The sequence below is a fragment of the Mangrovimonas sp. ST2L15 genome, assembly GCF_001280515.1.
Lineage (GTDB): Bacteria > Bacteroidota > Bacteroidia > Flavobacteriales > Flavobacteriaceae > Mangrovimonas > Mangrovimonas futianensis.
In genome coordinates this window covers 103,316-128,240 of the sequence record NZ_LBIQ01000035.1, presented here as the reverse complement: position 1 = coordinate 128,240, position 24,925 = coordinate 103,316, and the positions used below count along the sequence as shown (strand labels likewise).

23 protein-coding genes and 1 other RNA gene are annotated in these 24,925 nt (G+C 35.1%); 12 read left to right on the top strand and 12 right to left on the bottom strand.

The features are described 5' to 3' along the window. Nucleotides 1–37 precede the first annotated feature (37 nt). The 4 genes from ZA07_RS13625 to typA all read right to left on the bottom strand — a co-directional run bounded on the left by ZA07_RS13625 (nucleotide 38) and on the right by typA (nucleotide 5,539). The gene (locus ZA07_RS13625; protein WP_053972323.1) at nucleotides 38–1,378 is read right to left on the bottom strand and encodes an O-antigen translocase; all 1,341 of its coding nucleotides are present in this window, start codon (nucleotides 1,376–1,378) and stop codon (nucleotides 38–40) included. Continuing rightward, complete coding sequence (locus tag ZA07_RS13620) at nucleotides 1,379–2,479, bottom strand: DegT/DnrJ/EryC1/StrS aminotransferase family protein (RefSeq protein ID WP_053972322.1); 1,101 nt, start codon at nucleotides 2,477–2,479, stop codon at nucleotides 1,379–1,381. Next, on the bottom strand, nucleotides 2,476–3,348 hold the full coding sequence (locus ZA07_RS13615; RefSeq protein ID WP_231628685.1) for a GNAT family N-acetyltransferase: 873 nt from the start codon (nucleotides 3,346–3,348) through the stop codon (nucleotides 2,476–2,478). Before ZA07_RS13615 ends, ZA07_RS13620 begins: the two co-directional genes overlap by 4 nt. Nucleotides 3,349–3,736: 388 nt before the next feature. Continuing rightward, the gene (typA, locus tag ZA07_RS13610; RefSeq protein WP_053972320.1) at nucleotides 3,737–5,539 is read right to left on the bottom strand and encodes a translational GTPase TypA; all 1,803 of its coding nucleotides are present in this window, start codon (nucleotides 5,537–5,539) and stop codon (nucleotides 3,737–3,739) included. Nucleotides 5,540–5,724: 185 nt separating this feature from the next. Between typA and ZA07_RS13605 the strand changes: the two genes are divergently transcribed. The 10 genes from ZA07_RS13605 to ZA07_RS13560 all read left to right on the top strand — a co-directional run bounded on the left by ZA07_RS13605 (nucleotide 5,725) and on the right by ZA07_RS13560 (nucleotide 13,623). Continuing rightward, on the top strand, nucleotides 5,725–6,084 hold the full coding sequence (locus tag ZA07_RS13605; protein ID WP_053972319.1) for a hypothetical protein: 360 nt from the start codon (nucleotides 5,725–5,727) through the stop codon (nucleotides 6,082–6,084). 30 nt (nucleotides 6,085–6,114) lie between these two features. After that, on the top strand, nucleotides 6,115–6,933 hold the full coding sequence (gene kdsA, locus ZA07_RS13600; protein ID WP_053972318.1) for a 3-deoxy-8-phosphooctulonate synthase: 819 nt from the start codon (nucleotides 6,115–6,117) through the stop codon (nucleotides 6,931–6,933). A gap of 79 nt (nucleotides 6,934–7,012) precedes the next feature. Continuing rightward, on the top strand, nucleotides 7,013–7,624 hold the full coding sequence (locus ZA07_RS13595) for a hypothetical protein (protein ID WP_053972317.1): 612 nt from the start codon (nucleotides 7,013–7,015) through the stop codon (nucleotides 7,622–7,624). 2 nt (nucleotides 7,625–7,626) lie between these two features. Further along, entirely contained in the window at nucleotides 7,627–7,920 is a 294-nt protein-coding gene (locus ZA07_RS13590) for a transcriptional regulator (protein ID WP_053972316.1), read from the top strand. A 45-nt stretch (nucleotides 7,921–7,965) separates the two neighbouring features. After that, nucleotides 7,966–8,301, top strand: coding sequence for a hypothetical protein (locus ZA07_RS13585; protein WP_053972315.1), 336 nt, complete (start codon nucleotides 7,966–7,968; stop codon nucleotides 8,299–8,301). Nucleotides 8,302–8,319: 18 nt separating this feature from the next. Then, the gene (locus tag ZA07_RS13580) at nucleotides 8,320–9,084 is read left to right on the top strand and encodes an oxygenase MpaB family protein (protein ID WP_053972314.1); all 765 of its coding nucleotides are present in this window, start codon (nucleotides 8,320–8,322) and stop codon (nucleotides 9,082–9,084) included. 61 nt (nucleotides 9,085–9,145) lie between these two features. Beyond that, on the top strand, nucleotides 9,146–10,519 hold the full coding sequence (gene creD / locus ZA07_RS13575; RefSeq protein ID WP_053972313.1) for a cell envelope integrity protein CreD: 1,374 nt from the start codon (nucleotides 9,146–9,148) through the stop codon (nucleotides 10,517–10,519). 88 nt (nucleotides 10,520–10,607) lie between these two features. After that, nucleotides 10,608–10,991: a DUF2809 domain-containing protein gene (locus ZA07_RS13570; RefSeq protein WP_053972312.1), complete on the top strand. Its 384-nt coding sequence runs from the start codon at nucleotides 10,608–10,610 to the stop codon at nucleotides 10,989–10,991. Then, nucleotides 10,988–11,647, top strand: a complete 660-nt coding sequence (locus tag ZA07_RS13565) for a DUF1361 domain-containing protein (protein ID WP_082316612.1) — start codon at nucleotides 10,988–10,990, stop codon at nucleotides 11,645–11,647. Before ZA07_RS13570 ends, ZA07_RS13565 begins: the two co-directional genes overlap by 4 nt. A gap of 83 nt (nucleotides 11,648–11,730) precedes the next feature. Next, a complete protein-coding gene (locus ZA07_RS13560; RefSeq protein WP_053972310.1) occupies nucleotides 11,731–13,623 on the top strand; it encodes a TlpA disulfide reductase family protein in 1,893 nt (630 codons plus the stop codon). Between the two features lie 57 nt (nucleotides 13,624–13,680). Here ZA07_RS13560 and ZA07_RS13555 read toward each other — a convergent pair whose 3' ends face one another. Next, nucleotides 13,681–14,883, bottom strand: coding sequence for an NAD(P)-dependent oxidoreductase (locus tag ZA07_RS13555; protein WP_053972566.1), 1,203 nt, complete (start codon nucleotides 14,881–14,883; stop codon nucleotides 13,681–13,683). 134 nt (nucleotides 14,884–15,017) lie between these two features. Here ZA07_RS13555 and ssrA point away from each other — a divergent pair. Then, nucleotides 15,018–15,415: a transfer-messenger RNA gene (gene ssrA / locus ZA07_RS15925) on the top strand. A 67-nt stretch (nucleotides 15,416–15,482) separates the two neighbouring features. On the opposite strand, the gene ZA07_RS13550 is transcribed toward ssrA, so the two are convergent. The 6 genes from ZA07_RS13550 to ZA07_RS13525 form a co-directional block, all read right to left on the bottom strand. Then, the gene (locus tag ZA07_RS13550; RefSeq protein ID WP_053972309.1) at nucleotides 15,483–16,514 is read right to left on the bottom strand and encodes an AI-2E family transporter; all 1,032 of its coding nucleotides are present in this window, start codon (nucleotides 16,512–16,514) and stop codon (nucleotides 15,483–15,485) included. Nucleotides 16,515–16,536: 22 nt separating this feature from the next. Further along, nucleotides 16,537–17,907: an efflux transporter outer membrane subunit gene (locus ZA07_RS13545; protein WP_053972308.1), complete on the bottom strand. Its 1,371-nt coding sequence runs from the start codon at nucleotides 17,905–17,907 to the stop codon at nucleotides 16,537–16,539. Continuing rightward, entirely contained in the window at nucleotides 17,894–18,781 is an 888-nt protein-coding gene (locus ZA07_RS13540; protein WP_053972307.1) for a hypothetical protein, read from the bottom strand. The genes ZA07_RS13545 and ZA07_RS13540 overlap by 14 nt, the downstream gene beginning before the upstream one ends. A 133-nt stretch (nucleotides 18,782–18,914) precedes the next feature. Continuing rightward, nucleotides 18,915–19,997 (bottom strand): HlyD family secretion protein, encoded by a 1,083-nt coding sequence (locus tag ZA07_RS13535; RefSeq protein ID WP_053972306.1) that lies wholly within the window; start codon nucleotides 19,995–19,997, stop codon nucleotides 18,915–18,917. Then, nucleotides 19,994–20,428, bottom strand: coding sequence for a potassium channel family protein (locus tag ZA07_RS13530; protein WP_053972305.1), 435 nt, complete (start codon nucleotides 20,426–20,428; stop codon nucleotides 19,994–19,996). The genes ZA07_RS13535 and ZA07_RS13530 overlap by 4 nt, the downstream gene beginning before the upstream one ends. A 342-nt stretch (nucleotides 20,429–20,770) precedes the next feature. Continuing rightward, nucleotides 20,771–22,861 carry a DUF748 domain-containing protein gene (locus tag ZA07_RS13525; RefSeq protein WP_082316611.1) on the bottom strand — a complete coding sequence of 697 codons (2,091 nt, stop codon included), beginning with the start codon at nucleotides 22,859–22,861 and terminating at the stop codon, nucleotides 20,771–20,773. A 222-nt stretch (nucleotides 22,862–23,083) separates the two neighbouring features. Here ZA07_RS13525 and ZA07_RS13515 point away from each other — a divergent pair, with 222 nt between their 5' ends. Next, a complete protein-coding gene (locus tag ZA07_RS13515) occupies nucleotides 23,084–24,226 on the top strand; it encodes a two-component regulator propeller domain-containing protein (protein WP_053972302.1) in 1,143 nt (380 codons plus the stop codon). A 115-nt stretch (nucleotides 24,227–24,341) separates the two neighbouring features. Here ZA07_RS13515 and ZA07_RS13510 read toward each other — a convergent pair whose 3' ends face one another. Continuing rightward, on the bottom strand, nucleotides 24,342–24,680 hold the full coding sequence (locus ZA07_RS13510) for a hypothetical protein (protein WP_157492153.1): 339 nt from the start codon (nucleotides 24,678–24,680) through the stop codon (nucleotides 24,342–24,344). Between the last annotated feature and the right edge of the window lie 245 nt (nucleotides 24,681–24,925).

Below are 24,925 nucleotides of genomic sequence, written 5' to 3'. Positions count from 1 at the left end.
GGAATATTTTAATTTCCTAAATTTTAAACATAAATCCCTAATCATTTTCATGGTCTAAATCCTCATTATCATTTTGTAATAGTTCCTCTTCTGGTAACACTCCAAAAAGTGAATGATTAAAAATGAATAAAATAAGTGCAAAATGCAAGACTTGGGTTACAAAATGCCCTATCACTGCTCCTTGAACGCCAAAAATATCAACAAACAAAATACTCGAAATATATAGGATTGAAACAGAAAAAGCCTCCACTATCAAATAATGCCAAACCATATTTTTTGCCAAAAATTGATATGCTATGACTATAGATAACACATTAATAAAATCTCCTAAAAGTTGCCATAGAAACAAGCTTTCAACTGGTTTAAACTCACTTGAAAAAATAACAGCTATCAGTATATGCCTCATTAAATAGATAGCCAACAAACCTAAACCAAAAATAGGGAGAACGGTTTTGTAGAAATTAAAAACCTCAGTTCTAAATTCCTTGATGGTATTAATTTCAGAAAATCTAGGAAGGATATAAAGAGACATTAATGAGCTGATGAACATTAAATAATATTTAGAAATCCGGTTCATCGCTTCCCAAAAACCAGCTTCTTTAAAACCTACATGATCTATTAAATAAGTTCTGATTGCTATAGCGACTAAAGGCAGCGCCATAGCCGAAAATATTTTCATTATTGAAAAAGAACTTAACTTTTTTACGAAATCTAATCTGAAATGACTCAACTTTAAAAGAGGCGCCAAAGACCTTTGATTAGAAATACCAACTAGCGTAATTAGAAAAATAAGGGATTCAGAAATAGCTACTGAAATGAGGGCCCCATCTATTCTTTCCTGATAAATCAATAATAATGTAATAGAAGCAGCTAAAATCTGCCCAATTATATTGATGATAATAAGAATCTTAAACTTTGAAAAACCATTTAAAATAGAATATGTAAACATATTCAAAGAATAAAATGGCAAAGCCAAGGCAAAGATTCTTATGATATAGGCGTAATCATTATAAGTTGGAAAAAGGTAATTATTGATTTCATTTGAAAAGAAATAACACAAAAACCCACAAAGCACAGTGGAAATAAAACCCATATAGTAGGCCGTAGACAACATTTTACTGAGTTCCTTGGTGCTATTCTTAAACTCAGCGACATACTTCACTACACCATTATAAAGCCCTAAAATAGAGAAGGATTGCAACGTCCCAACAAAATTTCTAAAATTACCTATCAAAGCCAAACCTTCAGCTCCTACAAACAAGGCAATGGCTTTAGAAGTAAGAAAACCAGCAATAATTCGAGTAATTACCGAGGCAGAATTTAATGAGGCAACCCTTACCAATACATTGTTATTAATGTACTCTACAAACTTTTTCAACTAGTAATGGTTTATGGTTTGAATAACATAATCAATTTCATTCTTTTCAAGAACCGGACTTATAGGCAAACTTACCACTCTCTCATGAATGGATTTGGTAATAGGCAATTCCAATTCTTGAAATTGTAGAAAAGCTTCCTGTTCTGAAGGGGAAATAGGATAATGGATTAAGGATTCAATATTACTATTTTTTAAATACTCAATGAAATTTTTTCGATGATCTACCATCACCACAAACACATGAAACACATGATTTTCAGAACCATCGTATTGGGGGAGCACTAGTTTTTCATTATTTATTTCGTTAAGATACCTTTTTGCAATCTGCCTTCTTCTCATGTTATCTGCATCCAAAGTGGCCAATTTAATATTTAAAATACCAGCTTGAAATTCGTCCAAACGGTTATTGAATCCAGCATATTGATTGATGTACTTTTCTTTATTTCCGTAATTACGAAGTTTTCCTATGACCTCTTTCAACTCCAAATCATTGGTTGTTACCGCTCCAGCATCACCTAATGCTCCTAAATTTTTAGACGGGTAAAAACTGAATCCGGACGCATATCCAAAATTACCAGCTCTAACACCTAAATTATTTTGTGCTCCATGTGCTTGAGCCGCATCCTCTATGACCAATAATCCATTGGCTTCTGCAATGGGCCCTATTTGATTCATATCAGCTAATTGACCATACAAATGAACAACTAGAATAGCCTTTGTTTTAGAAGTTATTTTATCAAGAATATGATTGGGAGAAATGTTATAAGTATGCAAATCTGGCTCAATAAAAATAGGATTTAAACCGGCATGTAAAACGCTTAAGATACTCGCTATATAAGTATTTGCAGGAACTAAAACCTCATCCCCTTCCTTCAGCTTTCCCAATTGTTTTAATGCCTCAAATATTAGGATTAAAGCATCTAGACCATTACTTGTACCCACACAATATTTAGTTCCACAGTAAGACGCAAAGTCTTCTTCAAATTTTAATACTTCTTTACCAAGGATATAATGTCCCGAATCTAAAAAAGACTTGAATTTTTCCTGAAATTCCGTTTCAAAACGAGTATTCAGTTTATGAAGATCTAAAAACTTGATCATATAAAAACTTGTTTCAGTTTAGAATGGTTTGTCACATCAACCCTGTAAAAATCCTGAGTAATGGTTCTAGCCCCAAAACCTTCTTTCCAATATTGCAAACCTTGGTTGACATGTCTTCCTTGACTTTCATTTGAAATTCCAAAGTCAAAATAGGATTTGTTTTGGAATACGTTTTTCAATAAATAATCATGTAAAAAGTCCAAACTACCCAAACTATTTTTATCTGGATTCCCCGAAATATACTGAGAATGAGCGACAAGTTTCGATATAAAAATAGTGGTTCCTGCAACCAATTTATTATTATGGTATACATTGAACTGTTTAATTTGAGCAGGAAATTTTTTCTTTAAGGACTTTATTTCATTCAAGGTGTGCACCGGTTTCGCTTGATGTTTTCCTTTCAGGTTTGGGATAAGTATGGTGTTCCAAAAGTCATCAAACACATCATCTTCCACTATTTGAAGTTCATTTTTAAAACCTCGTTTAATGCCATCTCTTCTATCTTTAGAGTATTTATATGGAATCTGTAAATTCAGAACAGATAAAGAATCCCTTCTTAGCAATTGAGCGTCCAATAAAAACATCAAGTACGAAAGTTCTTCATTCGGGTATTCAGGATAAATAGGAGGAAGCATTTTAAGTTCCAAAAATTTAATTCTTTTAGTTTCACAATACTGCAATACAGAAGCAAATATGTCTAAAACCTGATGAAACTTTAATTTATGATGGTAAATTAAACCACCGTAGGTGAGCCCCTGATGAGAATAAAGCACATCACCCAAAATATTGGCTGGAAGGAGAGCAATTAGAATATCCCCTTTAAAAATCATTAGGGAGTGGTCTTTAAATCTATCCTGATGATAATCCATAAAGTCTCGATAAAACAAAAAAGTACTATTTTTTGCTTTCGAAACGAATTGATCCCATGTTTTCTGGAATCTTGAATTATAAATTACAACTGAAAAAATAGAATTTAGTTTTTAGAGAATTCAACGTAAAAATAAAGTTAATATTTATTTTCGACCAACATTTTTGTTTTTAGATCAATTAGATCCTTGTCTTTACGCATTCGACAAAGCCCTTTCAAGTTATAAATTAGAAAAATGCAAATACCGTTTCGTTTTATTTTTCAGCTTCTCTCTTAATATTCTAGAACTTAGAACGTAAAAATAAGACATTGCCCTTTTAAGAATTCAAATTAACAAAGAAGAAGTCCTTAATAAAAAAGCCAACTCTAAGGAGTTGGCTTTTTTAAATTTATATCGCTTTACTTCGTTTTCTATCAACATCCTTTAATAGGATTTTTCTAATACGTAAGTGGTTTGGTGTCACCTCTACATATTCATCTTTCTGAATGTATTCCAAAGCTTCTTCCAATGAAAATTTAATAGCAGGAACAATTCGAGCCTTATCATCGGCACCAGAACTACGCACGTTACTTAATTTTTTGGTTTTAGTCACATTGACAACCATATCATCTTGACGGGAATTCTCTCCTATTACCTGTCCTTCATAAATATCCTCTCCCGGATCAACAAAGAATTTACCTCTATCTTGAAGTTTATCTATAGAATAAGGAATCGCTGTACCTGTTTCCATAGAAACCAAAGAACCATTTTGTCTTTCTGGAATACCACCTTTTATTGGTTGATATTCCTTAAATCTGTGCGCCATAATAGCTTCTCCGGCGGTAGCTGTCAAAATTTGATTTCTCAAACCAATGATACCTCTTGAAGGAATGATAAACTCACAAACCATACGTTCTCCTTTGGCCTCCATACTTAGCATCTCCCCTTTTCTCATAGTCACCAATTCGATGGCTTTCCCAGATACAACCTCTGGCAAATCAATAGTCATTTCTTCAACGGGCTCACACTTAACACCATCAATCTCCTTGATAATTACCTGCGGTTGACCAATTTGAAGTTCGTAGCCTTCACGTCTCATAGTTTCAATCAAAACAGATAAGTGTAATACACCACGTCCGAAAACCATAAACTTATCGGCGCTATCTGTTTCTTGAACTCTCAAGGCTAAATTTTTCTCTAATTCCTTAGTCAAACGATCCTTAATATGACGAGAGGTCACAAACTTTCCATCTTTTCCAAAGAAAGGCGAATCATTAATAGTGAATAACATGCTCATTGTTGGTTCATCTATGGCAATAGATTTCAATCCTTCAGGATTTTCAAAATCGGCAATCGTATCACCAATTTCAAAACCTTCCAAACCAACCACAGCACAAATATCTCCAGCAGTCACTTCCTCAACCTTAAGTCTTCCAAGACCTTCAAATGTAAACAGCTCCTTGATACGTGATTTGGCAATACTTCCATCACGCTTCACCAAAGAAACAGGCATTCCCGCTTTAAGAATTCCACGTTGAAGTCTACCAATAGCAATTCGTCCTGTAAATGAAGAGAAATCCAAAGAAGTAATCAACATTTGCGGTGAACCTTCAACATCTACTTTTGGTTCTGGGATATGCTCCACTACCATATCTAACAACGGTTCAATGTTTGAGGTTTGATTTTTCCAATCTTCACTCATCCAATTGTTCTTGGCCGATCCATATACAGTTGGGAAATCCAACTGCCATTCTTCTGCCCCTAATTCAAACATCAAATCAAAAACGGCTTCATGTACTTCATCTGGCGTACAGTTTTCCTTGTCAACCTTATTAACGACTACACAAGGCTTTAATCCTAGACTAATGGCTTTTTGCAAAACAAAACGTGTTTGTGGCATTGGCCCCTCAAAGGCATCAACCAACAAAAGCACACCATCTGCCATGTTAAGAACACGTTCTACCTCACCCCCAAAATCGGCGTGACCAGGAGTATCAATAATATTGATTTTGGTTCCTTTGTAAACAACAGAAACGTTCTTTGAAGTAATGGTAATTCCTCTTTCACGCTCCAAGTCGTTGTTATCCAGAATCAAATCCCCGGTATTTTCATTTTCACGGAACAGTTGACAGTGATACATAATTTTATCTACCAAAGTTGTTTTACCGTGATCTACGTGTGCAATAATTGCAATGTTTCTCATATTAGCCATAAGTGAAGCCTTGTTTTAAGCGCGCAAAGGTAAGCTATATTTTAACATCTTGGACAGGTATTTACTAATTTTTAGTTAATTATATGTTAGACCCTTTCCCCTTGAAAATATGGATTGTTATATTTCGTTCACATAAAAAGTGTTTACTAATCAACCAAATCATGTAAACCTTTAAACAAACCCTTATGAATTTAATTAGCAAATACGCCAAGTTCATCCCCTATCTCTATTATATAACGGTTATTGCCTTTTGGTTCACCTCCATCAATAGAGCTGAAGGATTGATAGCTTATCCCATCCTTTTAGCAGGGGTACCTTTTTTATGGCAATTGGTTAAGCCAAATAAAAAACTAAATGCTTTATTGGGTATCACATTTGCCTGTCTTTCATCCTACATGATTATTGCATATGTTTCAGATAAAATACATGTCATACACCTTTCTTATGGTCTTAAGGAATATTTCTTCTACGGAGGTTTCTTTGTCCTGACCAATTTTGTGATGGCTGTTTGGATGATTAAAAATGCTTTAAGGCAAAGCTTTTAATGTCTATCTTTGTGCTTTAAATAAAAGCAAATGACACTTACTGATATACCTCAAATAAAACATACCCAATCCGACAATTTCTTTTTATTGGCAGGCCCATGCGCCATTGAAGGCGAGGAGATGGCGTTAAGAATTGCCGAAAAAATTGTTGAAATAACCAACAAGCTTGAGATTCCTTACGTTTTTAAGGGTAGCTTTAAGAAAGCAAATAGAAGTCGTATTGATAGTTTTACAGGTATTGGTGATGAGAAAGCTTTGAAAATTTTAAGAAAGGTTTCTGAAACCTTTGATATACCAACCATTACAGATATCCATGAAAATAGTGATGCCCAAATGGCTGCTGAATATGTGGATGTCCTTCAAATACCAGCTTTTTTAGTTCGCCAAACAGACTTGGTGGTAGCTGCGGCGGAAACAGCCAAAGTTGTCAACCTTAAAAAGGGACAATTCATGAGTCCTGAAGCGATGAAACATGCCGTTCAAAAAGTAAAGGATACGGGCAGTGATAAAGCATGGATCACCGACCGAGGAACTATGTTTGGCTATCAAGATATGATTGTTGATTTTAGGGGTATTCCAACTATGAAAACCTATGCCCCGGTAGTTATGGACGTTACACATTCCTTGCAACAGCCCAACCAGACTAAAGGTGTTACTGGGGGCAGACCAGATATGATTGAGACAATAGCAAGAGCTGCTGTTGTAAATCATGTGGATGGCTTATTTATTGAAACCCATTTTGATCCGGCAAACGCCAAAAGCGATGGAGCAAATATGTTGCATTTAGACAATTTGGAAGGCCTGCTTACCCGCTTGGTAGCTATTAGAAAAACAATTACTTCCTTCTAAAAATTTAGACAAGAAAAATTTTATATGCTATTGGAAAACTGAAATATAATTACTTACTTTGTTTTTCAAAGTACTTTATATGGAATCATCAAAAGACTATTTGAAAGACATTTCTGAGATCAAAAACCTCATGAACAAATCCTCGCGATTTATCTCACTGAGTGGACTTTCAGGTATTATGGCTGGTATTTATGCCATAGTTGGGGCGGTAATAGCCTACTACCTTGTCATCAATTACAGTAATGGCACCCTATTACTGGATGGAAAAATATTCAGATGGGTCATGTTCGATTTGTTTATGATTGCCTTTTTAAGTGCTGTAACTGCCATAGTCTTGACTACCAGAAAAGCTAAAAAAAATGGAGCCAGCATGTGGGATCCTTCATCAAAACGCTTGATCATAAACTTTTTAATTCCCATGGCTGTAGGAGGCATATACATATTAACCATATTGAGTCAACAAAAGTATGGACAAACAGGAGCCCTCATGTTGATATTTTATGGTTTGGCTTTGGTCAACGCATCAAAATATAGTTTGGGAGATATCAGGTATTTAGGATATTGTGAAATTGTTTTAGGCCTTATTTGTGCCATTTACCCAGGATTTGGATTTTGGTTATGGGTATTAGGTTTTGGCATTTTGCACATAGTATATGGCACTGTGATGTACCTAAAATATGACAGACAATAGTTTTGAGCATTATAAACAATATAAATAAAGCATTTGACCACCGCATCAGACTAGGCATTATGTCTGTTTTGATGGTCAATGAGTATGCCGATTTCTCTACTTTAAAAGAGCTTCTAGGTGCTACAGATGGCAATTTGGCCAGTCACGCCAAAGCCTTGGAAAAAGAAGGATATATTAAAGTTGAAAAGCAGTTTATAGGTCGAAAGCCAAATACTAGATACTCAACAACCAAATCTGGAAGGGAGGCTTTTCAAAAGCACATAGATGCTTTGGAAAAATTAATAGGCAAACCATAATTTTTTTATCAATTCACTTTGAATTTCAAAGTAAAAAAAGATAACATGACACATAAATTAATCTTCAATAAAGCATTAGATTTCAAACGCTTATTAAAACGAACCAAAATTTCGTGGCTTGTGGCCACATCACTTCTAGTTCTATTCTTAATACAAATTTCTTTCAAAGTAGGAAAAATAGAATCATGGATGTGGGTACCTATAGTAACTGTATCAGTTGGCAGTATTGCCGCGGGAATTTTATACTATTTCCTAGTTGACCACCTAGCTTCAACACCTAAAATCAAGTTTCTGATGACATTTGTTTCCGTTTTGGGTTTTATTGTAGCCTGTTGGTTGTCTTTTATTTTCGCCCTTGATCAGGTTGGTTTGTGGCATTAATCAAATAACAATTTACCTATGAAACCTTTTGTAAACAAAAATTCCATCGTTCGAGAAATTTGGGGGAAAAGTGATACCATTCTTTTCGTCTTCGCTGGAGCATCTGCAGAATTCGCCTTAAATAAAGCAGTGGATTGGCTCTATTATACTGGTAAACTTCCTAAAGATCCTCTAGGTCGTTTGTTCTCAACCGTTGCTTATGCCCGTCATATTGTTTTTTCGGATGAGTCTACCGCATATCAATCCATAGATATGATTAATAAAATCCATCAGAATGTAGAATACAGTCGGCAAATGAACATTCCAGATTGGGCCTATAAAGATGTTCTCTTTATGTTGATTGATTACTCTATCAGATCCTATGAAATGTTGGAACGAAAACTGAGTTTGAAGGAAAAAGAAGATGTTCTTGAAGTATTTAACAGGGTTGGAACTAGAATGAACATCAAAGACCTCCCCCCTACCTTTGAAAAGTTTGAAAAAATGCGTCTGCAGCATATGGAATCCGATCTTCAATTTGCTGTATACACACAAGATCTTTACAACCAATACCGAAAACATCTAGGTTGGTTGAGATACAAATTACTATTGGAAGTCCAAATTAAGTTGCTCCCAACCCCAGTACGCTCCAAATTGAACCTAAGAAAACATTCATTTATTGAAATACCTTTAATCGCCTATAAATGGAGCCGATTATTACGAATCGATTGGTTTATAAAAGAGCTCATTTTACCATCAGAATACAAACCTAATATCAAAGCCTTAGATAAAATGGCTGCCTAAAACAAAAATTTTTAACTATACACTTTGTATTTCAAAGCACTTTAACAATTAAAAAAACATTATGGAACATTCATCACCTCAAAACAGCAACAAATTTGGAAACTGGTTTAAAACTTCAATCACTGCACGAATGCTTATGGTTGGTTTTTTAGTCTTAATTTTATTAATCCCTTTAGCTTTTATTGACAACCTAATCTTAGAACGCTCTCACCGACAGGATGAAGTTGTTGATGAAATTAATGATAAATGGGGTAGCGATGTTTTGGTATACGGTCCCATGGTAAAATTGCCTTATAAAACTTATTCTGAAACAAAAACTTATCATGAACCCACAAAAACATACATTAAAGAAATTCAAACCCATATCAACTATGCCTATATTTTTCCTGAGGAACTGGCAGTAGACACCAAGGTTACTTCCAAATCCTTAAAACGAAACAATTATGAATCGGCCGTATTTACTACAAACATGTCTTTTAGCGGCCAATTTTCTCAGATCGATTTATTAAAAAAGGATATAAAAAATGAAGATATTATTTGGGATAAGGCCAAACTACTAATCAAAACTTCTAACTTAAAAGGTATTAAAAATGAAATCATTGCTTCTATCAATGACCATCCCTATCCTTTTGAAACAATTGCAGACAATTCTAATGAATACTCTGGTTCTCTAGATGGTTTGGAAACTTCATTCTTAACCGAAAAAGATTTCTCTAAAGAGTTAATAACCTCTTTTAAGTTAGAAATGAACTTTAATGGTTCTAAAAGCATAAAAATAATCCCAGTGGGCAAAACCACCAAAATGTCCATGACCTCCAATTGGGCCAACCCTAGTTTCACAGGAAACTATTTACCAGATGACGAAACCAAAGAGATTACCCCTCAAGGTTTTAAAGCCAATTGGAAAATTCTACATATCAATAGACCCTTCTCACAAGAATATTTGAATAAAGTTCCTGTACTTAAAAAGTTTGCTTTTGGCACTGACTTTATAGTATTAGTTGATCAATATCAAAAAAGTCAACGGTCTTCAAAATATGGCTTTTTGGTTATCGGATTAACCTTTTTAATTTTCTTTTTAATTCAAACATTAAGTAAAATTTCAATTCATCCGTTCCAATATCTCATGATTGGATTAGCATTAACCATGTTTTACACCCTATTGATTTCAATTTCGGAACATAGTACGTTTCTAAAGGCATATCTAATAGCAGGCATATCAGTCATAGGCTTAATTACCCTTTACTCTAAAACAATTTTAAAGTCCACCAAATTTTCAATTTTTATCGGATTATCTTTAACCTTGCTTTACACCTTTATTTATGTCATTATCCAATTGGAGAATTATGCTTTATTAGTAGGAAGTATAGGCTTATTTTTAATCTTGGCTTCCGTTATGTTTATTTCTAGAAAAATAGACTGGAACCATGATTAATAATATCATCCTCCTTAATGAATTCATTGGGGAGGATATCATTTAATCCAGATTCAATAATAAAACTCACCTAAGATTCCCTAAAAACATGAACCTCACTTTCAACCTAAAATATTTCATGGCATTTTTGGTGCTTTTTATTACAGAGGCTCTCATCGCCTATTTCCTAAAGTCTGGTTTTATAAGGCACACTTTTGGAGACTTTTTGATTGTCATTTTGATGTATTGCTTTTTTAAAAGCTTCTTAATCATAACTCCAAAGAAGGCTGCATTGCTAGTATTAGTAATTTCATTTGCTATAGAAACTTTACAATACTTCAACCAGAATCATTTTTTGGGACTACAAGATTCCCATTTAGCCAAACTCATCTTAGGAAGTACTTTCCAGTGGTCCGACCTGTTGGCCTATTGCCTAGGTGTCCTATTTGTTTTAATACTAGAATCTCTATCAACCAAAACGTCAAAATCATGAAATCTTTCTTATTTAAACATTACTCTATATTATCTCAACTATTCCTATCCATGGGTTTTAGCATTTTCCTATTGATGGTTCGCATGAAACTCAATCAATCCTTTTTCCTATTATTTATGGTCTGGAATTTGTTTTTGGCAATCATTCCTTATGCCATTTCCAGCTACCTACTTAGCAAAAAACAACCGTCAAAATTAACCGTACTAACAGGATTGACTTTGTGGTTGTTGTTTTTACCCAATGCCCCCTACATGATTACTGATTTATTACATTTAAAACACAATGCCACTTCCCTAATTTGGTTAGATATTTTGGTAATTACATCTTTTGCCTTAAACGGACTCGCTCTCTTCTTTATATCAATTTTTGATGTCAAAAAACTTCTTTCCTCCATTCTAAAACCTGTTTGGGTACAGATATTAAGTATTACCATTTTAATTGCTACAGCTTTCGGCATTTACTTGGGAAGGTTTTTAAGATACAACTCATGGGAAATACTCCATAAACCGGGAGAACTGTTACTTGACATCGGAAATATTCTTTTGTTCCCCAAGCAACATACAACCGCATGGTTGTTTACCTTTTGTTTCTCCACTTTTCTTTGGTTTGGGTATAAATTTGCTGGACATTTTCTTATAATTAACAGAAAATACTGACAAAAATAAATGATAGTTTTCTATATTTGACTGAATGTGAACCATTAGCACTTTTAATGTTTTAATCAAATCTCAATCTTTCCATGAAAAATCCAATTATTTATTTAGCCATTTTATGTACCATATTATCTTGTAAAAAGGACGAAAAAGAGGTGGTACTTAAAAAGCAAACATTAGGTCATTTCACCCTATCTAAGGACAAAATACAACCGGGTGACACCCTACAAATATCCTATAACGGAGAAGACTCAGACATGTCTGCCATCTATTATTATATGGTTAATAATACTTATTTCCCTGAAGATATCGAGTTTAAAGAAAAGGAATCTCAAATTATAGTTCCTGATTCGGCTACGGGATTGGCATTCAATTTTAAGGAAAATGGACAATATGATTCCAATAACAAGAAAGGTTATTTACTTCCATTATATACTGAAGATGGAGAAATGCTCCCAGCTAGTCAACCATCTTTATATTATTACACTTTAAACGAAGGAAAAAACTATGATATTGAATTTGAGAAGGAAAGCATCTTAGATTCCTTAAATAAAGCTGTTTCAACCAATTCTGAGTTAAAAGAATTGTGGGGAGATAACTACATATACTTTCTTTATAGACAAGACAAAGAGGCTGGGAAAACGCTTATGGAAGATGAAGTAGTAGCATTAAATGCTAACGATGACCTCACCGAAGATGATGCCATTAGACTCTACGGTTTTAAGAATGCCTTAGGAGAAAAAGAATATGCAGATTCTCTAAAAACTGTGATTTTAGAAAAGTATCCCAATGGAAGTTTTGCCAATAGGCAAATCGTCATGGAGTATAGTAAGGAAAAAGATTTCAACAAGAAATTAGAACTCTACAATTCATACCAAAGCCCAGTTGAAGGAGAGGATAATAAGAAAAATTACATGTTAAGCCAAATCGCCAATTACTATGCTGGTCAAGGAGATTTTGAAAATTTTAAAAAATATGCTCAGCAAATGGATAGCAATTCTTCTAAAGCATCTTTATTTAACAGTGTTGCTTGGGACAATGCTGAAAAGGGACAATATCTAGAAGAGATGTCAGTGATTTCAAAGCAATCCTTAGATCTAATTAAAGGGTTGGAAAACGCCCCAGAAAACAAACCAAATTACCTTACTATATCTCAGTACAAAAAGAATCTTGAAAGAAGCTATGGTATGTATGCGGACACCTATGCCTACATTCTTTATAAAACGGGCAACTTAAAAGAGGCTCTTGAATTCCAAAAAGTGGCTTATGAACAATATGAGGATGTGGAAATTGCCGAGAGATATCTAGAATACCTTGTAGAAGATAAGCAATATGAAAAAACGGAGAAAGAAGCTTCAAACATGATTGAAAATAGTATTTCTTCTGATAAGATTATCAATCTTTTTGAAACAGCTTACAAAGAGACCAAACCTAACGATACTAATTTTAGTGAAACCGTATCCAAACTTGAAAAAATAGCCTTTGACAAAGAAACTGAAGAGATCCGAAATAAGATGGTTGACAAATCTGCTTATGACTTTACACTAAAAGATATATCAGGCAAAGAGGTTTCTTTAGCAAGTTTGAAAGGCAAAACTGTGGTTTTAGATTTCTGGGCCACTTGGTGCGGTCCCTGTAAAGCATCGTTCCCTGGTATGCAACAAGTAGTTAATAAGTATAAAGATGATGAAAACATAGAAATATTGTTTATTGACACTTTTGAAAATGGACCCAAGCGCGAACAGCAAGTAGCTGAATTTATTAAAAACAATAAATATACCTTCCATGTTCTTTTTGATAAATCTGAAGAAAAATCAAATGGTTTTGAAGTAGCAGAAGCCTATGGAGTAACTGGTATTCCCACTAAAATAATCATAGGCCCTGATGGCAAAATAAAATATGAACAGGTTGGTTTTTCGGGAACTGAAAAGTTGGTTCAAGAATTGGAAATCCTTTTTGAAATCTTGAAAAATTCTTAGTTATAAGATAAAATAAATTAGAAAGCCAAAGAAAATTCTTTGGCTTTCTTTTATTGGTTATTTACCATCCACATAATCCTGAAGATAACTAAAACGCTCGGTTAATTTACCATTTTCGGTGATTTTGGCCCTTTCTAAAACACCATCTTTATCACCATTAAAAAAGGCCGGGATGACATGCTCTAAAAACATTTCCCCAAAACCTTCACTGGCATCCTTAGGCAATTCACATGGTAAATTATCCACAGCCATGACTACAATGGCGTGTTCATCCATAAAATCAACTTCGCTTTCAGTTTGTGGATCATATCCATAAACGGGTTCCGCAATAGTAGAAGGCCTGATAGTAGAAGCAACTGGCCCATCTATATCACAACTGATATCAGCCACCAGTTTAATATTAAAATCGTCTGACTTGGCATCTTCCCTAGTAAATAAATAGGGTGAGCCATCTCCATAAAAATGGCCAGCGATAAACATATCAGACACTTTGGCAAAACGCATAAAGTTTGATTCATAAGCCTCAGGATGCTCATAAAAATCTTGATTATCCAAACTTCTTCCATCTTTCCTTTGGTTGTAATCCAACACATCAATCAAACAATATACAGGCTCATTGAAAGATTCCTTTAAATACGCTTCAACAGAAACCTGTCTCACGTTCATGGCATCCAACATTTCTTTGGCTCCAAAGGCCACCTTTCCACTTCCAGTCAATAGCACCTTAATTGGTGGTACTTCACATTGTTTTAATTCTTTAATCAATGCTTGTTGATCCGCCAATGTTTCCGCCTTTGGTAATTTCCAAGATTGGTATTTCAAACCCCAAGCCCGAAAACCATTATAAGCACCCACAATACCAGCGTACCTTCCAAAACCAATCAATCGAGCGCCGTTTGCCTTAACAATGGTTTCATGATCATATAGCTCAATGTTCTTCTCTAAAATGGTTTTTAGCAATTCCCGATTATAGGGCTGTTTTTTAATAGTATGCGAAAAGAAAAAATATTTTTTATTCGGAATGAGTGCCTCTTTAGGCACCTCTTTCACTCCCAACATGACATCACATGAACTCACATCAACTGAAACATGAAACCCTTTTTCCTGATAACTAGCATCAGAAAACACTCTAATATCAGATGATTCCACCTCAAATTCAGCGTCAGGAAATTGCTCCCTAGCTTTCACTAATTCGTCTGGAGAAAATACCACACGTCTATCAGGTGGATTCTTGCGTTCTTTAATGATGGCAAACTTCATGTAAATATCATTTTTATTGAAACCTGACACCGCCAGGTTGGTATGGAATTTGCACGAAAATACATAGAATTGGAAGGTTGCACAACATTTTTTAGTAACTTCGCCATCCATTTAAAAATGGTCTTTGAATTAATGGGGTCGACTGGTTTTGACAGCGAGACTTATTGAACTGTAAGCATGCCGTGTAATGAAATTGAAACACGTTAAAGGCTATTTCAACAGTTAAACGGCGAGAATAACTACGCTTTAGCTGCTTAATAACTGAATTACAGTAAGTTATAGCCTTTGTCCCGCGAGGCGGGAAAGCTAAATGTTCCTGAAAAGCCTTGGTTAGCGGCGTTTCGCCAAGGAGCATCGTAAAAGTTAACATAGAACGGTTCTTGTTTCGATAACCGTTTGAAATTTAAGAAACTAAGCTGGAGGTGGGTTGTTTTTTGCCAGCCTATAGCCGACAATTAAGTTAAAACTAAGCATGTAGAAAGCACTTTGATGGCTTGTTTGGACGAGGGTTCGAACCCCTCCGACTCCACACGAAAAAACCTTGTAAACAAAAAGTTTACAAGGTTTTTTATTTAGAATGGAACTTTCAAATTTAATTCCTACACATCATCTGAAGAATTTACCCAGCTTGTATAAATTTGGTGCATTATTGCCAAGACTACGGTCCCTACAAACAATCCAATAATACCATGAAGCATAACACCTCCTATGGCTCCCAAAAATATTATAACCGTAGGCGTTTTTAGACCTTTAGACAGCATAATAGGCTTTAAGAAGTTATCCAATAAAGAAACCACAACAATATAAATGGTGAAAATAATCGCATGTGTGGTATTATCCATAAGAGAAAAAGCCAAAGCTATTGGAGGGATAACTGCCAATGTTACCGGAACCTGAATAATAGCACAGAAAAGAACTAATAGAGTGAATAATCCAGCCAATGGAATGCCAGCTATTTTAAGGCCAATAAAGCTCAACAGGGCCTGTATAATGGCCACCAACAAAATACCTTTTACAACACTACGAATGGTATTCCTCGAAATTATAACAAAATCCTCGCCATCTTTACCAATGACTTTTTTTGCAAATTTTAGAGCTGTTCCATAGGAGGAATCAGCATTAGACATGAAAACAACTGCTATAATGAATGACACGATAAATAAGAGAAGGGTTCCCATAAGCCCTAGCAAGCTTCCAAAAATATTTTTCCCTTTTTCAAGTAGATATTCTCTATGATCTATAGCATATTCCTTGGTATCTATTGACAATTGATGCCATTCCCGATACAATTTTTCTCCAAATAAAGGCAGCGTTTTCACCTTTTCGGAAGGAGGTGAAATTTCAAAAGTACCAGCCTTTAGGTCCTTTAAAACTTCGGTAGTACTTTCAATAGCAGAACTAAAGACCATATATGACGGCACAGCCATAATAGCTATTACCACAATTGAAAAAATGAAACTTTTCAACTTAGACCCTTCAATCCTTTTTTTATAAAAAGGATAAATCGAAACGGCTAAAATAACAGCCCAAGCAAGTACCCCAATGAATGGCGACAACAATTTAAAGGTCCAAATCAGCAATAGAGAAACAAGGGCAATCCTGATAAAAATGGTTAATGTAGACTTATTCATAAGATTACTTTTTAATTGATTATTATGATTGATTCAAACTCCAACCACCTCCTAAAGCCAGATATAATTTAACAATAGAATGTAATTGCAGTTTATAGCTTTCCGATGCATTTAACTGCGCTTCAAATAGCGAATTTTGAAGGTTTAAAAATTCTAAAAAAGACGAAACTCCTTCATTGTACCTTACCCAAGATAGATTTAAGGCTTCTTCAGACAGCAACAATTGTTCATTACGAATGTCTACCTCCATCTTATAGGTATTGATGGCAATTAAGGCATCCTCTATTTCTTGAAGAGCGACTAAATAAGCCTGTTTATATTCATTCTCCAATTGTTTATAAACTTCTCCCTGTAAAGCAATGGCATTTTTGATTTTATGGCTGTTAAAAATAGGGCCGACTAATTCACCAATTATTGAGGAAAACAACATAGAAGGGTTTGTTAATTGACCTCCCAAATCAAATGAAAGAGTAATATTTGGATATTGTAACGCCTCTGTGGCTCCTACCGTTGCCAGTTGTGATTTCAATCGATGTTCTAATACCATAATTGAAGGGCGACGTTGTAATAATTGAGATGAGACACCAACCGGTAATTCTGAAGGAAAAACTTGTTCTTGCAACAACAATCCTCTTGGGATAGATTTTGGTTCACTACCCAAAGCAATGCTAATAGCATTCTCTAATTGCTTTCTAGCCCGTAAAAGAGTTTGCAGTGCAATTTCAACATCCTTTATTTCAATGGTAATTTGATTTACATCTACCTTAGAAATAAACCCGCCATCATAACGAGCATCTATAATGTTTTTGTAGTCATTCATGGAACTCACCATATTCTCTGCAACTATAATTTTGTTATCCACATCTCGCAACGAAAAATAGAGCGTAGCAATTTGGGTTACTAAAGTTGCTTGCACCTGATAATATGCCATTTCAGTAGTAAGATAGGCTTCAAAAGCAGCAAGGTTTTCATTTTTTATCCTACCCCAAAGATCTATAGTATATGAAACATTGGCAGCTATTAATGCTTGATCTGTAATGTCTGAAGTGATGGAATTGGTGGAAGCTTGGTATGAGGCACCATAATTAATGGCTGGAAATAAATCGGCACGCGCGATGTTATATTGCAGCTGTGATTGTTTAAGAGCAATAATGGTATTTTGTAGTGACAGGTTATTTTCTAAGCCTTCTTCAATAAGCTGGGTTAATGTTGGGTCATTGAATATGTCCCACCATTTTGTATCTGCAAAACTGATTGAATCTGAAGTTTTATCACCTATGACATACGAATCTGCCACTTCAGGTGATACATAGCTTTTTTGAACGGAACACGACATGAATGTTGTCATCCAACCAAAAACACCCAACAAATATGCAGCCCTAAGCAGTTTCATTTTCAAGAAAAGGATTATTTAATGTGTTAACTGTTTTGAAAGCCACTATGAGATATAAGATAGCAAGCCCCAACTGTAATAACCTGTCGGAAATAGTACTGGCTGCTGATGTATCTGAAACGGAAACAGAACCCATAACCACAAAAAAAGTTTTAAAAGCGAGGTCATAAATAGCAGCTGTTTGCTGGCCAGAAAATATTTTTTGCACAAAATAACCTCCTATGGAAATGATTAATAAAATATAAATCAAATAATTTGGTGCAATAACCAATATATTATAGGCCAAAAGCCCTAAAGCACCACCAAGCACATTACCTATAAGCATAACTTTTCCTTTGTTAGAGCGGTACATAAAAGGATCAAATCCCAAAATAACTATAAACACCAGGGTTATTGGAAGAATGTTAAGGTTATAAATTAAGAATATAGCCACTACAGGTAGCATGACCAACATACCATTGAGAGCAAGTTTGTCTAAATTAAGTTTTGGCTTTTCTAATGGCTTTTTCTGTTTTTCAGTTTGGATTGGAGTCGATACGGGAAAAAGAAGGAATGAAAACTGAATGACAGCCAAAGCAATTGCTAAATGCAGCAATAAAAGTTTCACAACAAATGTCCCTAAAAAATTTCCTTGAACATTTACAAATGTCAATAAAACAGCAAGCATTAAAAATAATAACCTAACGGCTGCAGGTATTTTGTCTAGGCGATAGCTCCAAAAAATAATGAGTCCAAGAATGGGAAGAACAACTAATGGCATATCAATTAGATACTTACCAATGGAATTGCCAATAACGCCCAATAGACCAAATGCAATCAAAATTAAGATTGATTTCTTAATTGTTGGTCTTTCCCCTTCCTTTCCCAAAAACATGAGGGTTAGAATAGGAGTTATGTGGGGTGTAAATAAATTAATAGAAGTTGTCAAAATGAGGGATAAACTGACACCGAATAGACATCTTAGTAATGCATTGTCCGTTTTTATTTGGAGCCTTATGTAATTTATCCTATCTAACATAAGAGAGTTTTGAAAGTAGCCATATTCTAAAGGCAGCTAAACCGTTAAGCACAAAGTTATTCCCAGTGTAAACAACAACCTCAGCTTGACTTCCCTGTCGTAGTTCTTTAATGATTTCACTATTTTCTATTTGAATAATTACTGGAAATCGCTGTGGATCTCGCAACCAACCCTGAGACGAGTTTACAGTCGGCAAATCACTGGAATTCGTTCTATCTGTACTGACGCCATAAGCTACGCTACTAACAGCACCCTTATAAACCTTTCCAGGTCGTATATCAAATACAATTGAAACTTCATCCCCAATTTCAATATTCCCAAGATTATTCTCTTTGAGATTAGCTTGGATCCAAATATTCTGATTTGATACCAGAGTTACTAGTGAATTTCCAGCTCTTGCAAAATAACCCTTCTCTATATTAAAGCTTTCAATAATCCCATCAGATGGAGCAACTATGGCAGTATTGGATAAATCCCATTGTGCTTTCTCAATTTGATTCAAAACCGCTTTAATGTTTGGATTGTTTTCATCAGTTGGCCCCAAAGCCGCACGTTGTTGGTCCAAAGCTGCTTGAGCTGAAACCACTTGTTCTACAGCATTTAAATAAGAAGCTTCAGAACGATCTTTGTCTGCCTCAGACAAGGCACCAACATGTTTTGTAATCACTCGCTGGGTGCGTTCCCAGTTCTTGGATGCTCTATCTAAATTAACCTTAGCTCGATTTAAACGAGCCACAGCGGACTTGATTGCAGAGGTTCCCGCATCTACAGATTGGGTTGCGTTTTCTAAGTTACTTTCGGCAATCCTCAGAGCAATTTCAAAAGGTTCTTTATCTATAAGGAAAAGAGTGTCTCCTTGCTTTACCTCACTGTGAAGTCCTACATTTACTTGGGTAACATAGCCGCTCACCATGGGCGCCATAGGTAAAATTAAACCTTTTACTCGAGCCTGATCTGTACTAGGAGTAAGTCTATCTGAGAATATATTCCAAATGAATATCAAAACCGTAAACAACAAAGTATAACGGGTAATAGCCTTGGTGGCACTTCCTTTTTTGGGAGATTTTGTCATCTTTCGGAGTATTTTTTTGTGAATTTTTGTAATAATGAATACATCATTGCTGTTGTCCAACCAATCAGCATAATACCATTAATAGCCTCAAAACCTGATAACAACCGCCAATTACTATTTAAAGTAATATCTCCATAACCTAAGGTTGTAAAAGTGACCATAGAAAAATAAAGTGCCTCAAAATAATCATTAAAACTGGAGGTCGTTAATGGGTTATAGTAATAACCCAACGCCCAAATGGCCGTTTGAACAAAGTGCAAAAGAGAAAAAACCAAAAAAGAAAGAATTAAAAGTTTTAAAACCTCATGCGTATTTAATCTTCTTTCATTTAAATACTTAGAAACTTTTTTTAGCCAAAAAAGGGTACAATAAGCTTGTAGCAAAACACTTATAGCGACCAGAATACATCCAATTAACAGCAGACTAATCATTTAAATTATGTTATTCATAGCAGAATTAAACTTACTTAAAATCGAAGATCGGAAGAAACGCATACAACAGTCTAAACTTCAATTCTATAACTAATGTAAGAAATAAAATACTTAATTCGCCTCTACTTAATAAAAGTTGTTCTTTCTAGAAGAATAATAGGGTTCACTACTATTAATTTCTTTGTAATTATAATCGCAAACATCCTTATTTCTTATTCTAAAATTCGAAATAGAAACCCCTTGATAGTATATTTGAAAAGAAATTACAGATTTAACACACCTCCAATTCACTTTTCTCAAATAGCACTAAACTTTAATTTTTAAGGTTCTACTAATTAAAATTCAGAGGTTTTCTCTATTCTGCTCTAATTCCTTTAGCCTGTATTCCATTTTAAATTGCGGTTCGGCGACCATGGTTTCTGGATCAAACTGATCAAGAATCTCTAACTGAATGGCGGTATTGGGTACGACTGTAGCTAGATAGGTTTTCATTTGACGCATAAGTGCCTCTCCATATTGATTGACCAAAGAATCAGATGTGGCAGTCATTTCTGAAGGGATAGTCAATTCATTAATAGGCCTGCCCTCTACATTTTCTTCTCTAGAAGCATTGTTTTGCTCCTGCACTGTAGATGCCTGAGAGGTTTGCAATATCAGCTTTTTTAGTTCTAGTGGGTCAACAGCATAACTCATTGTAATTTGCAATTCGGGCTTGAGTTGTTCCAGTTCCAAAATCTTTTTGAGCTGTTTTTTATGACCCTCTGTCAGTAAGGTATCGGGGTATTGGAATACCAATTGTTGCAATTCCTCGGGTTTAGCATCTACCAACTTGGCCAATCTTTTGGTAGGGTTATCTGTAGCTCCAAAAATGATCTTTTTTAAGGTAGTGCCCACCAAAGACCATACGTCCACCTCGGGTTCGTTTAAGTTACCTCTTACGGGTACTTCCAACTCTATATCGCCGTTTTTATCCTTCAGCAGAAAAATGGCAAATTTCAACGGCAAAGACATCAAACCATTTTTATTGTTCTCTACAGACACATCCTTGATCAACAGTTGGTTTTCACTTTCAATATTTCCCTGCTCAAACTCAGTCTGCGAAAAATAATACATGTCTCCCTGCAAGATGGAATGCCCGGTATAGTAATTGGAATAAATATTCAGGTCAGACAACACAAAGTCTTTAATGGCAATATCGATTTTGGCATTTAAAGGATCAACTGGGTTGACACCAACCTTGGCTTTTAAAGTTCCCCTATTGTTCAATAACATATCAGAGGTGACATCTACCCACTGGCTATCGCTAGTGATGCTATCGGTGTCCACCTTGATGTCAATGAGGTGATAACTGAAAGGCTTCCCAGTTAAATTATCGGTATAATCCATCACGCCTCCCGTGACTTTTAGATTGTTAATTGCATAGTAAAAAGCACTGCTATCAGCCACCTGTGCATTTGCAGCACCTACTTCCTCGGTATCACTTTCGGTATCAATATTAAAAATACGGAACCAATTGTTGGAAACCGAATCCAGCTGAAACTCTATAAAAGGTTGTTCTACAAGCACCTTCTTGATGTTGACTGCTTGCTTTAAGGCTTTGATCTCACCATACTCGGCATACATTCGTTCTGCGGCATAAAATTTGGCGTCACTTTGGTCAGTCATTGAGAAATTGAGCACTTCGGTATCTCCGGTAATCACCATGTCTTCCAGCTTATCCATATTCCCAGAGAGATTGATATGGGCATTTAAGGAACCCGCCACACTATTTATGTTGGCATAAGAAGCCACGTGTTTGATAAAGGATGATAGACCTATTTTATTTAGAACAAACTGGCCTTCAAAATTCAAAGTCTTGGGATGGGCATTAAAAGCGGCTTGCAGGCTGCCGCCTCTTTCAAAATTTAAGGTCATGTCTGCCTTACTATCATTTTCTTGATCCCAAGCCACATAGGGAATAGCAAAAGAGATATTTTGCAATCTGGTGGTGTTGTCTATATCGGCCTCATAGAGATTGATGGCCGCTTCTTTTAATTCGATATTTTGCAACAGGTATTTAAATTCCTCGGCTTTTTCTGGATCTTCTGGAATGGAATCCGCCTGGGTATAAAACCGAACCAAATCATCAAAATTGTATGTGCTGTCCTTTTTTATAATTTGAACTTGAAGCCCTTTGAGGTAGCATTGATCAAGTGCTTTTGTATTTGAAAAATATTTATAGGGAATGGTATTTACAAGCAAGGTATCAAAGGAAGTAAACACGTCTGTTTCATTGCTTTCATACATTTTAAATCCAGTAAGCTGTATGGAGCTGCGCCAGTAATTGATAGAAATGTCGTCTATATGGAGCTTGCGGCCCGTTAGTTCTTTTCCGTGCTTGATTAGATAGTTTTTTGATATCCCCGGAAGCAACACCATGGCTAGAACAACCAATAAAATTATTGTTCCCCCTATAAAAAACAGCCATCTTTTTTTTTTTCAAATTCACTAGTTACATTATTTTGAGAACTAAAATTAAAGAAAAATAATTAGTTGATTTCAAGGGCTTACCCAGATTATTTTCATTGTTAACCTAAAAATAAAACGGCTTTATTTTAATTGATATTGACTCACCATTTTTGTTATCTTCAATCAATAATTCTTAAAAGCACTTAAATGTTCACAACAGAAGTAAAAAATAATAAATCGTCTTCAACAAATTTTTTTTACTTGACACTTCAAATTTTAGGGGTTGCTTTTTCACTCCTATTTACTACTTCTTGCAATCAAAAAGGATACAACAAAATCCCTCAAAAGCCCTCTGAAACTTCTCCCCAAGCAAACAACCCAGAATTCGCTCCCTTCCCAGACTATGCAGAGAAAACAAAAAAGCATGCGACTTTTAATGGTAAAGTAAGTGAGTTTATTTGGCAAATTTTCCAAGACAAAAACGCACATTATTGGTTTGGAACAAACCATGATGGCATCTTATTCTATGATAATAACTCACTAAAACACTACACATCAAAAGATGGCATAGGTGGAAATGCCGTAAGAGCCATTTTAGAAGATCAAGAAGGCAACTTATGGTTTGGAACCTCTAATGGCCTGACCAATTACAACGGTAATATCTTTAAAAATTATACTGTAGCAGACGGCTTGATAGATAATGAAATTTGGTCCTTATCAATTGATAGAAATGGGCTGATTTGGATTGGAACAGTTGGCGGTGTCAGCGCCTTTAATGGTAAAACCTTTAAAACATTTGAGGTGCCAAAGCCTCAAATATACAATGCAGAACCCATGCTATCACAAAATAGAGTTAGTGATATTTTAATTGATAAAGACAATAAGATATGGTTCGTAAATGATGGTTATGGGGTGACCAAATACAATGGTCATACTTTTGAATTTTACAGCGAAGAAAATGGACTAACAGACAATAGTGTAGCTGACCTATTTGAAGACAGTAATGGTACCATTTGGATTGGCACGTATTATGGTGGGGTTAGCACTTATGACGGCAATGACTTTAGCAACTTCACCGAAAAAGGTATCATTAAAGGAAACGAAACCTATAATTTTTTTGAAGACAAGCAAGGTGACATTTGGTTTTCAGCTGAAAATCTAGGGGTCTATTGTTACAATGGTAACGAATTCAAACTATATACAATGGCAGACGGATTGGCAACCAATGGCATTCAAAGCATCTTCCAGGATCATAAGGGGCAAGTGTGGTTTAGCACCTGGGATGGTTTAAGCCTTTTTGATGGCAACCAAATAGTTAATGCTTCTGAAAGAGAGCCTTGGACAGATTAATAAATCATTTGTTTTTGATTTTTCTATCAGAAGTGTGAAAGCATTTTAATAGTATCTACAAAAAACCCTGCAACATAGTTACAGGGTTTGAGTATCATAATTCCTTTCAGTTTTATTAATCATCATCAGTCATATATGTAACAGCTCCTTTGGGTTCCAAGATTCCGTCCACAACTAGCCAATATATAATCATTCTTCTTCCAACCATGATGCTTAAGGCATGTCTACCTATAGGCATTTTATCTATTGGTATATCAATTTTATTGGCATTGACTTGTACCTCATAATTAAATTCGTCACTAAAAATTTCTACATCCTTGATTTTGGTAAGACTTGTAATTTTCAAGGTATCGTTCATAACATCAGTCGTTATCCCCTTACCGTTTACATTCGGCATGACATAACTTTGTCCGCATACCCAAAAGGGTATTAACAAAAATAGTAGGTTCTTCATTTGGTAGTAGATTTGGGTTAATCTTCATTAAAAACGTCTCATTCTGGAATTTATTCTATTCCAGATTTTTTATCATCTAATAAACGTACTTTTCAATTCGGATTAACTTCTGGGTAAGGATAAATATAGGTTAAAATTTTTAATATGGAGCATTTTCAATTAATTTAACGACAAAACGATTATCTAAAAAATACATATTATCATTTAAAAATCAATCATTTACAATCGATATTTTGTCGCCATCA

Bases quoted from the DNA above. Each gene is read 5' to 3' on its own strand.
- ZA07_RS13620 (WP_053972322.1), bottom strand. From the start codon at position 2,479: ATGATCAAGTTTTTAGATCTTCATAAACTGAATACTCGTTTTGAAACG.
- ZA07_RS13615 (WP_231628685.1), bottom strand. From the start codon at position 3,348: ATGGATTATCATCAGGATAGATTTAAAGACCACTCCCTAATGATTTTT.
- typA (WP_053972320.1), bottom strand. From the start codon at position 5,539: ATGGCTAATATGAGAAACATTGCAATTATTGCACACGTAGATCACGGT.
- ZA07_RS13605 (WP_053972319.1), top strand. From the start codon at position 5,725: ATGAATTTAATTAGCAAATACGCCAAGTTCATCCCCTATCTCTATTAT.
- kdsA (WP_053972318.1), top strand. From the start codon at position 6,115: ATGACACTTACTGATATACCTCAAATAAAACATACCCAATCCGACAAT.
- ZA07_RS13595 (WP_053972317.1), top strand. From the start codon at position 7,013: ATGGAATCATCAAAAGACTATTTGAAAGACATTTCTGAGATCAAAAAC.
- ZA07_RS13585 (WP_053972315.1), top strand. From the start codon at position 7,966: ATGACACATAAATTAATCTTCAATAAAGCATTAGATTTCAAACGCTTA.
- ZA07_RS13580 (WP_053972314.1), top strand. From the start codon at position 8,320: ATGAAACCTTTTGTAAACAAAAATTCCATCGTTCGAGAAATTTGGGGG.
- creD (WP_053972313.1), top strand. From the start codon at position 9,146: ATGGAACATTCATCACCTCAAAACAGCAACAAATTTGGAAACTGGTTT.
- ZA07_RS13570 (WP_053972312.1), top strand. From the start codon at position 10,608: ATGAACCTCACTTTCAACCTAAAATATTTCATGGCATTTTTGGTGCTT.
- ZA07_RS13565 (WP_082316612.1), top strand. From the start codon at position 10,988: ATGAAATCTTTCTTATTTAAACATTACTCTATATTATCTCAACTATTC.
- ZA07_RS13560 (WP_053972310.1), top strand. From the start codon at position 11,731: ATGAAAAATCCAATTATTTATTTAGCCATTTTATGTACCATATTATCT.
- ZA07_RS13555 (WP_053972566.1), bottom strand. From the start codon at position 14,883: ATGAAGTTTGCCATCATTAAAGAACGCAAGAATCCACCTGATAGACGT.
- ZA07_RS13550 (WP_053972309.1), bottom strand. From the start codon at position 16,514: ATGAATAAGTCTACATTAACCATTTTTATCAGGATTGCCCTTGTTTCT.
- ZA07_RS13545 (WP_053972308.1), bottom strand. From the start codon at position 17,907: ATGAAACTGCTTAGGGCTGCATATTTGTTGGGTGTTTTTGGTTGGATG.
- ZA07_RS13540 (WP_053972307.1), bottom strand. From the start codon at position 18,781: ATGTTTTTGGGAAAGGAAGGGGAAAGACCAACAATTAAGAAATCAATC.
- ZA07_RS13535 (WP_053972306.1), bottom strand. From the start codon at position 19,997: ATGACAAAATCTCCCAAAAAAGGAAGTGCCACCAAGGCTATTACCCGT.
- ZA07_RS13530 (WP_053972305.1), bottom strand. From the start codon at position 20,428: ATGATTAGTCTGCTGTTAATTGGATGTATTCTGGTCGCTATAAGTGTT.
- ZA07_RS13515 (WP_053972302.1), top strand. From the start codon at position 23,084: ATGTTCACAACAGAAGTAAAAAATAATAAATCGTCTTCAACAAATTTT.
- ZA07_RS13510 (WP_157492153.1), bottom strand. From the start codon at position 24,680: ATGAAGAACCTACTATTTTTGTTAATACCCTTTTGGGTATGCGGACAA.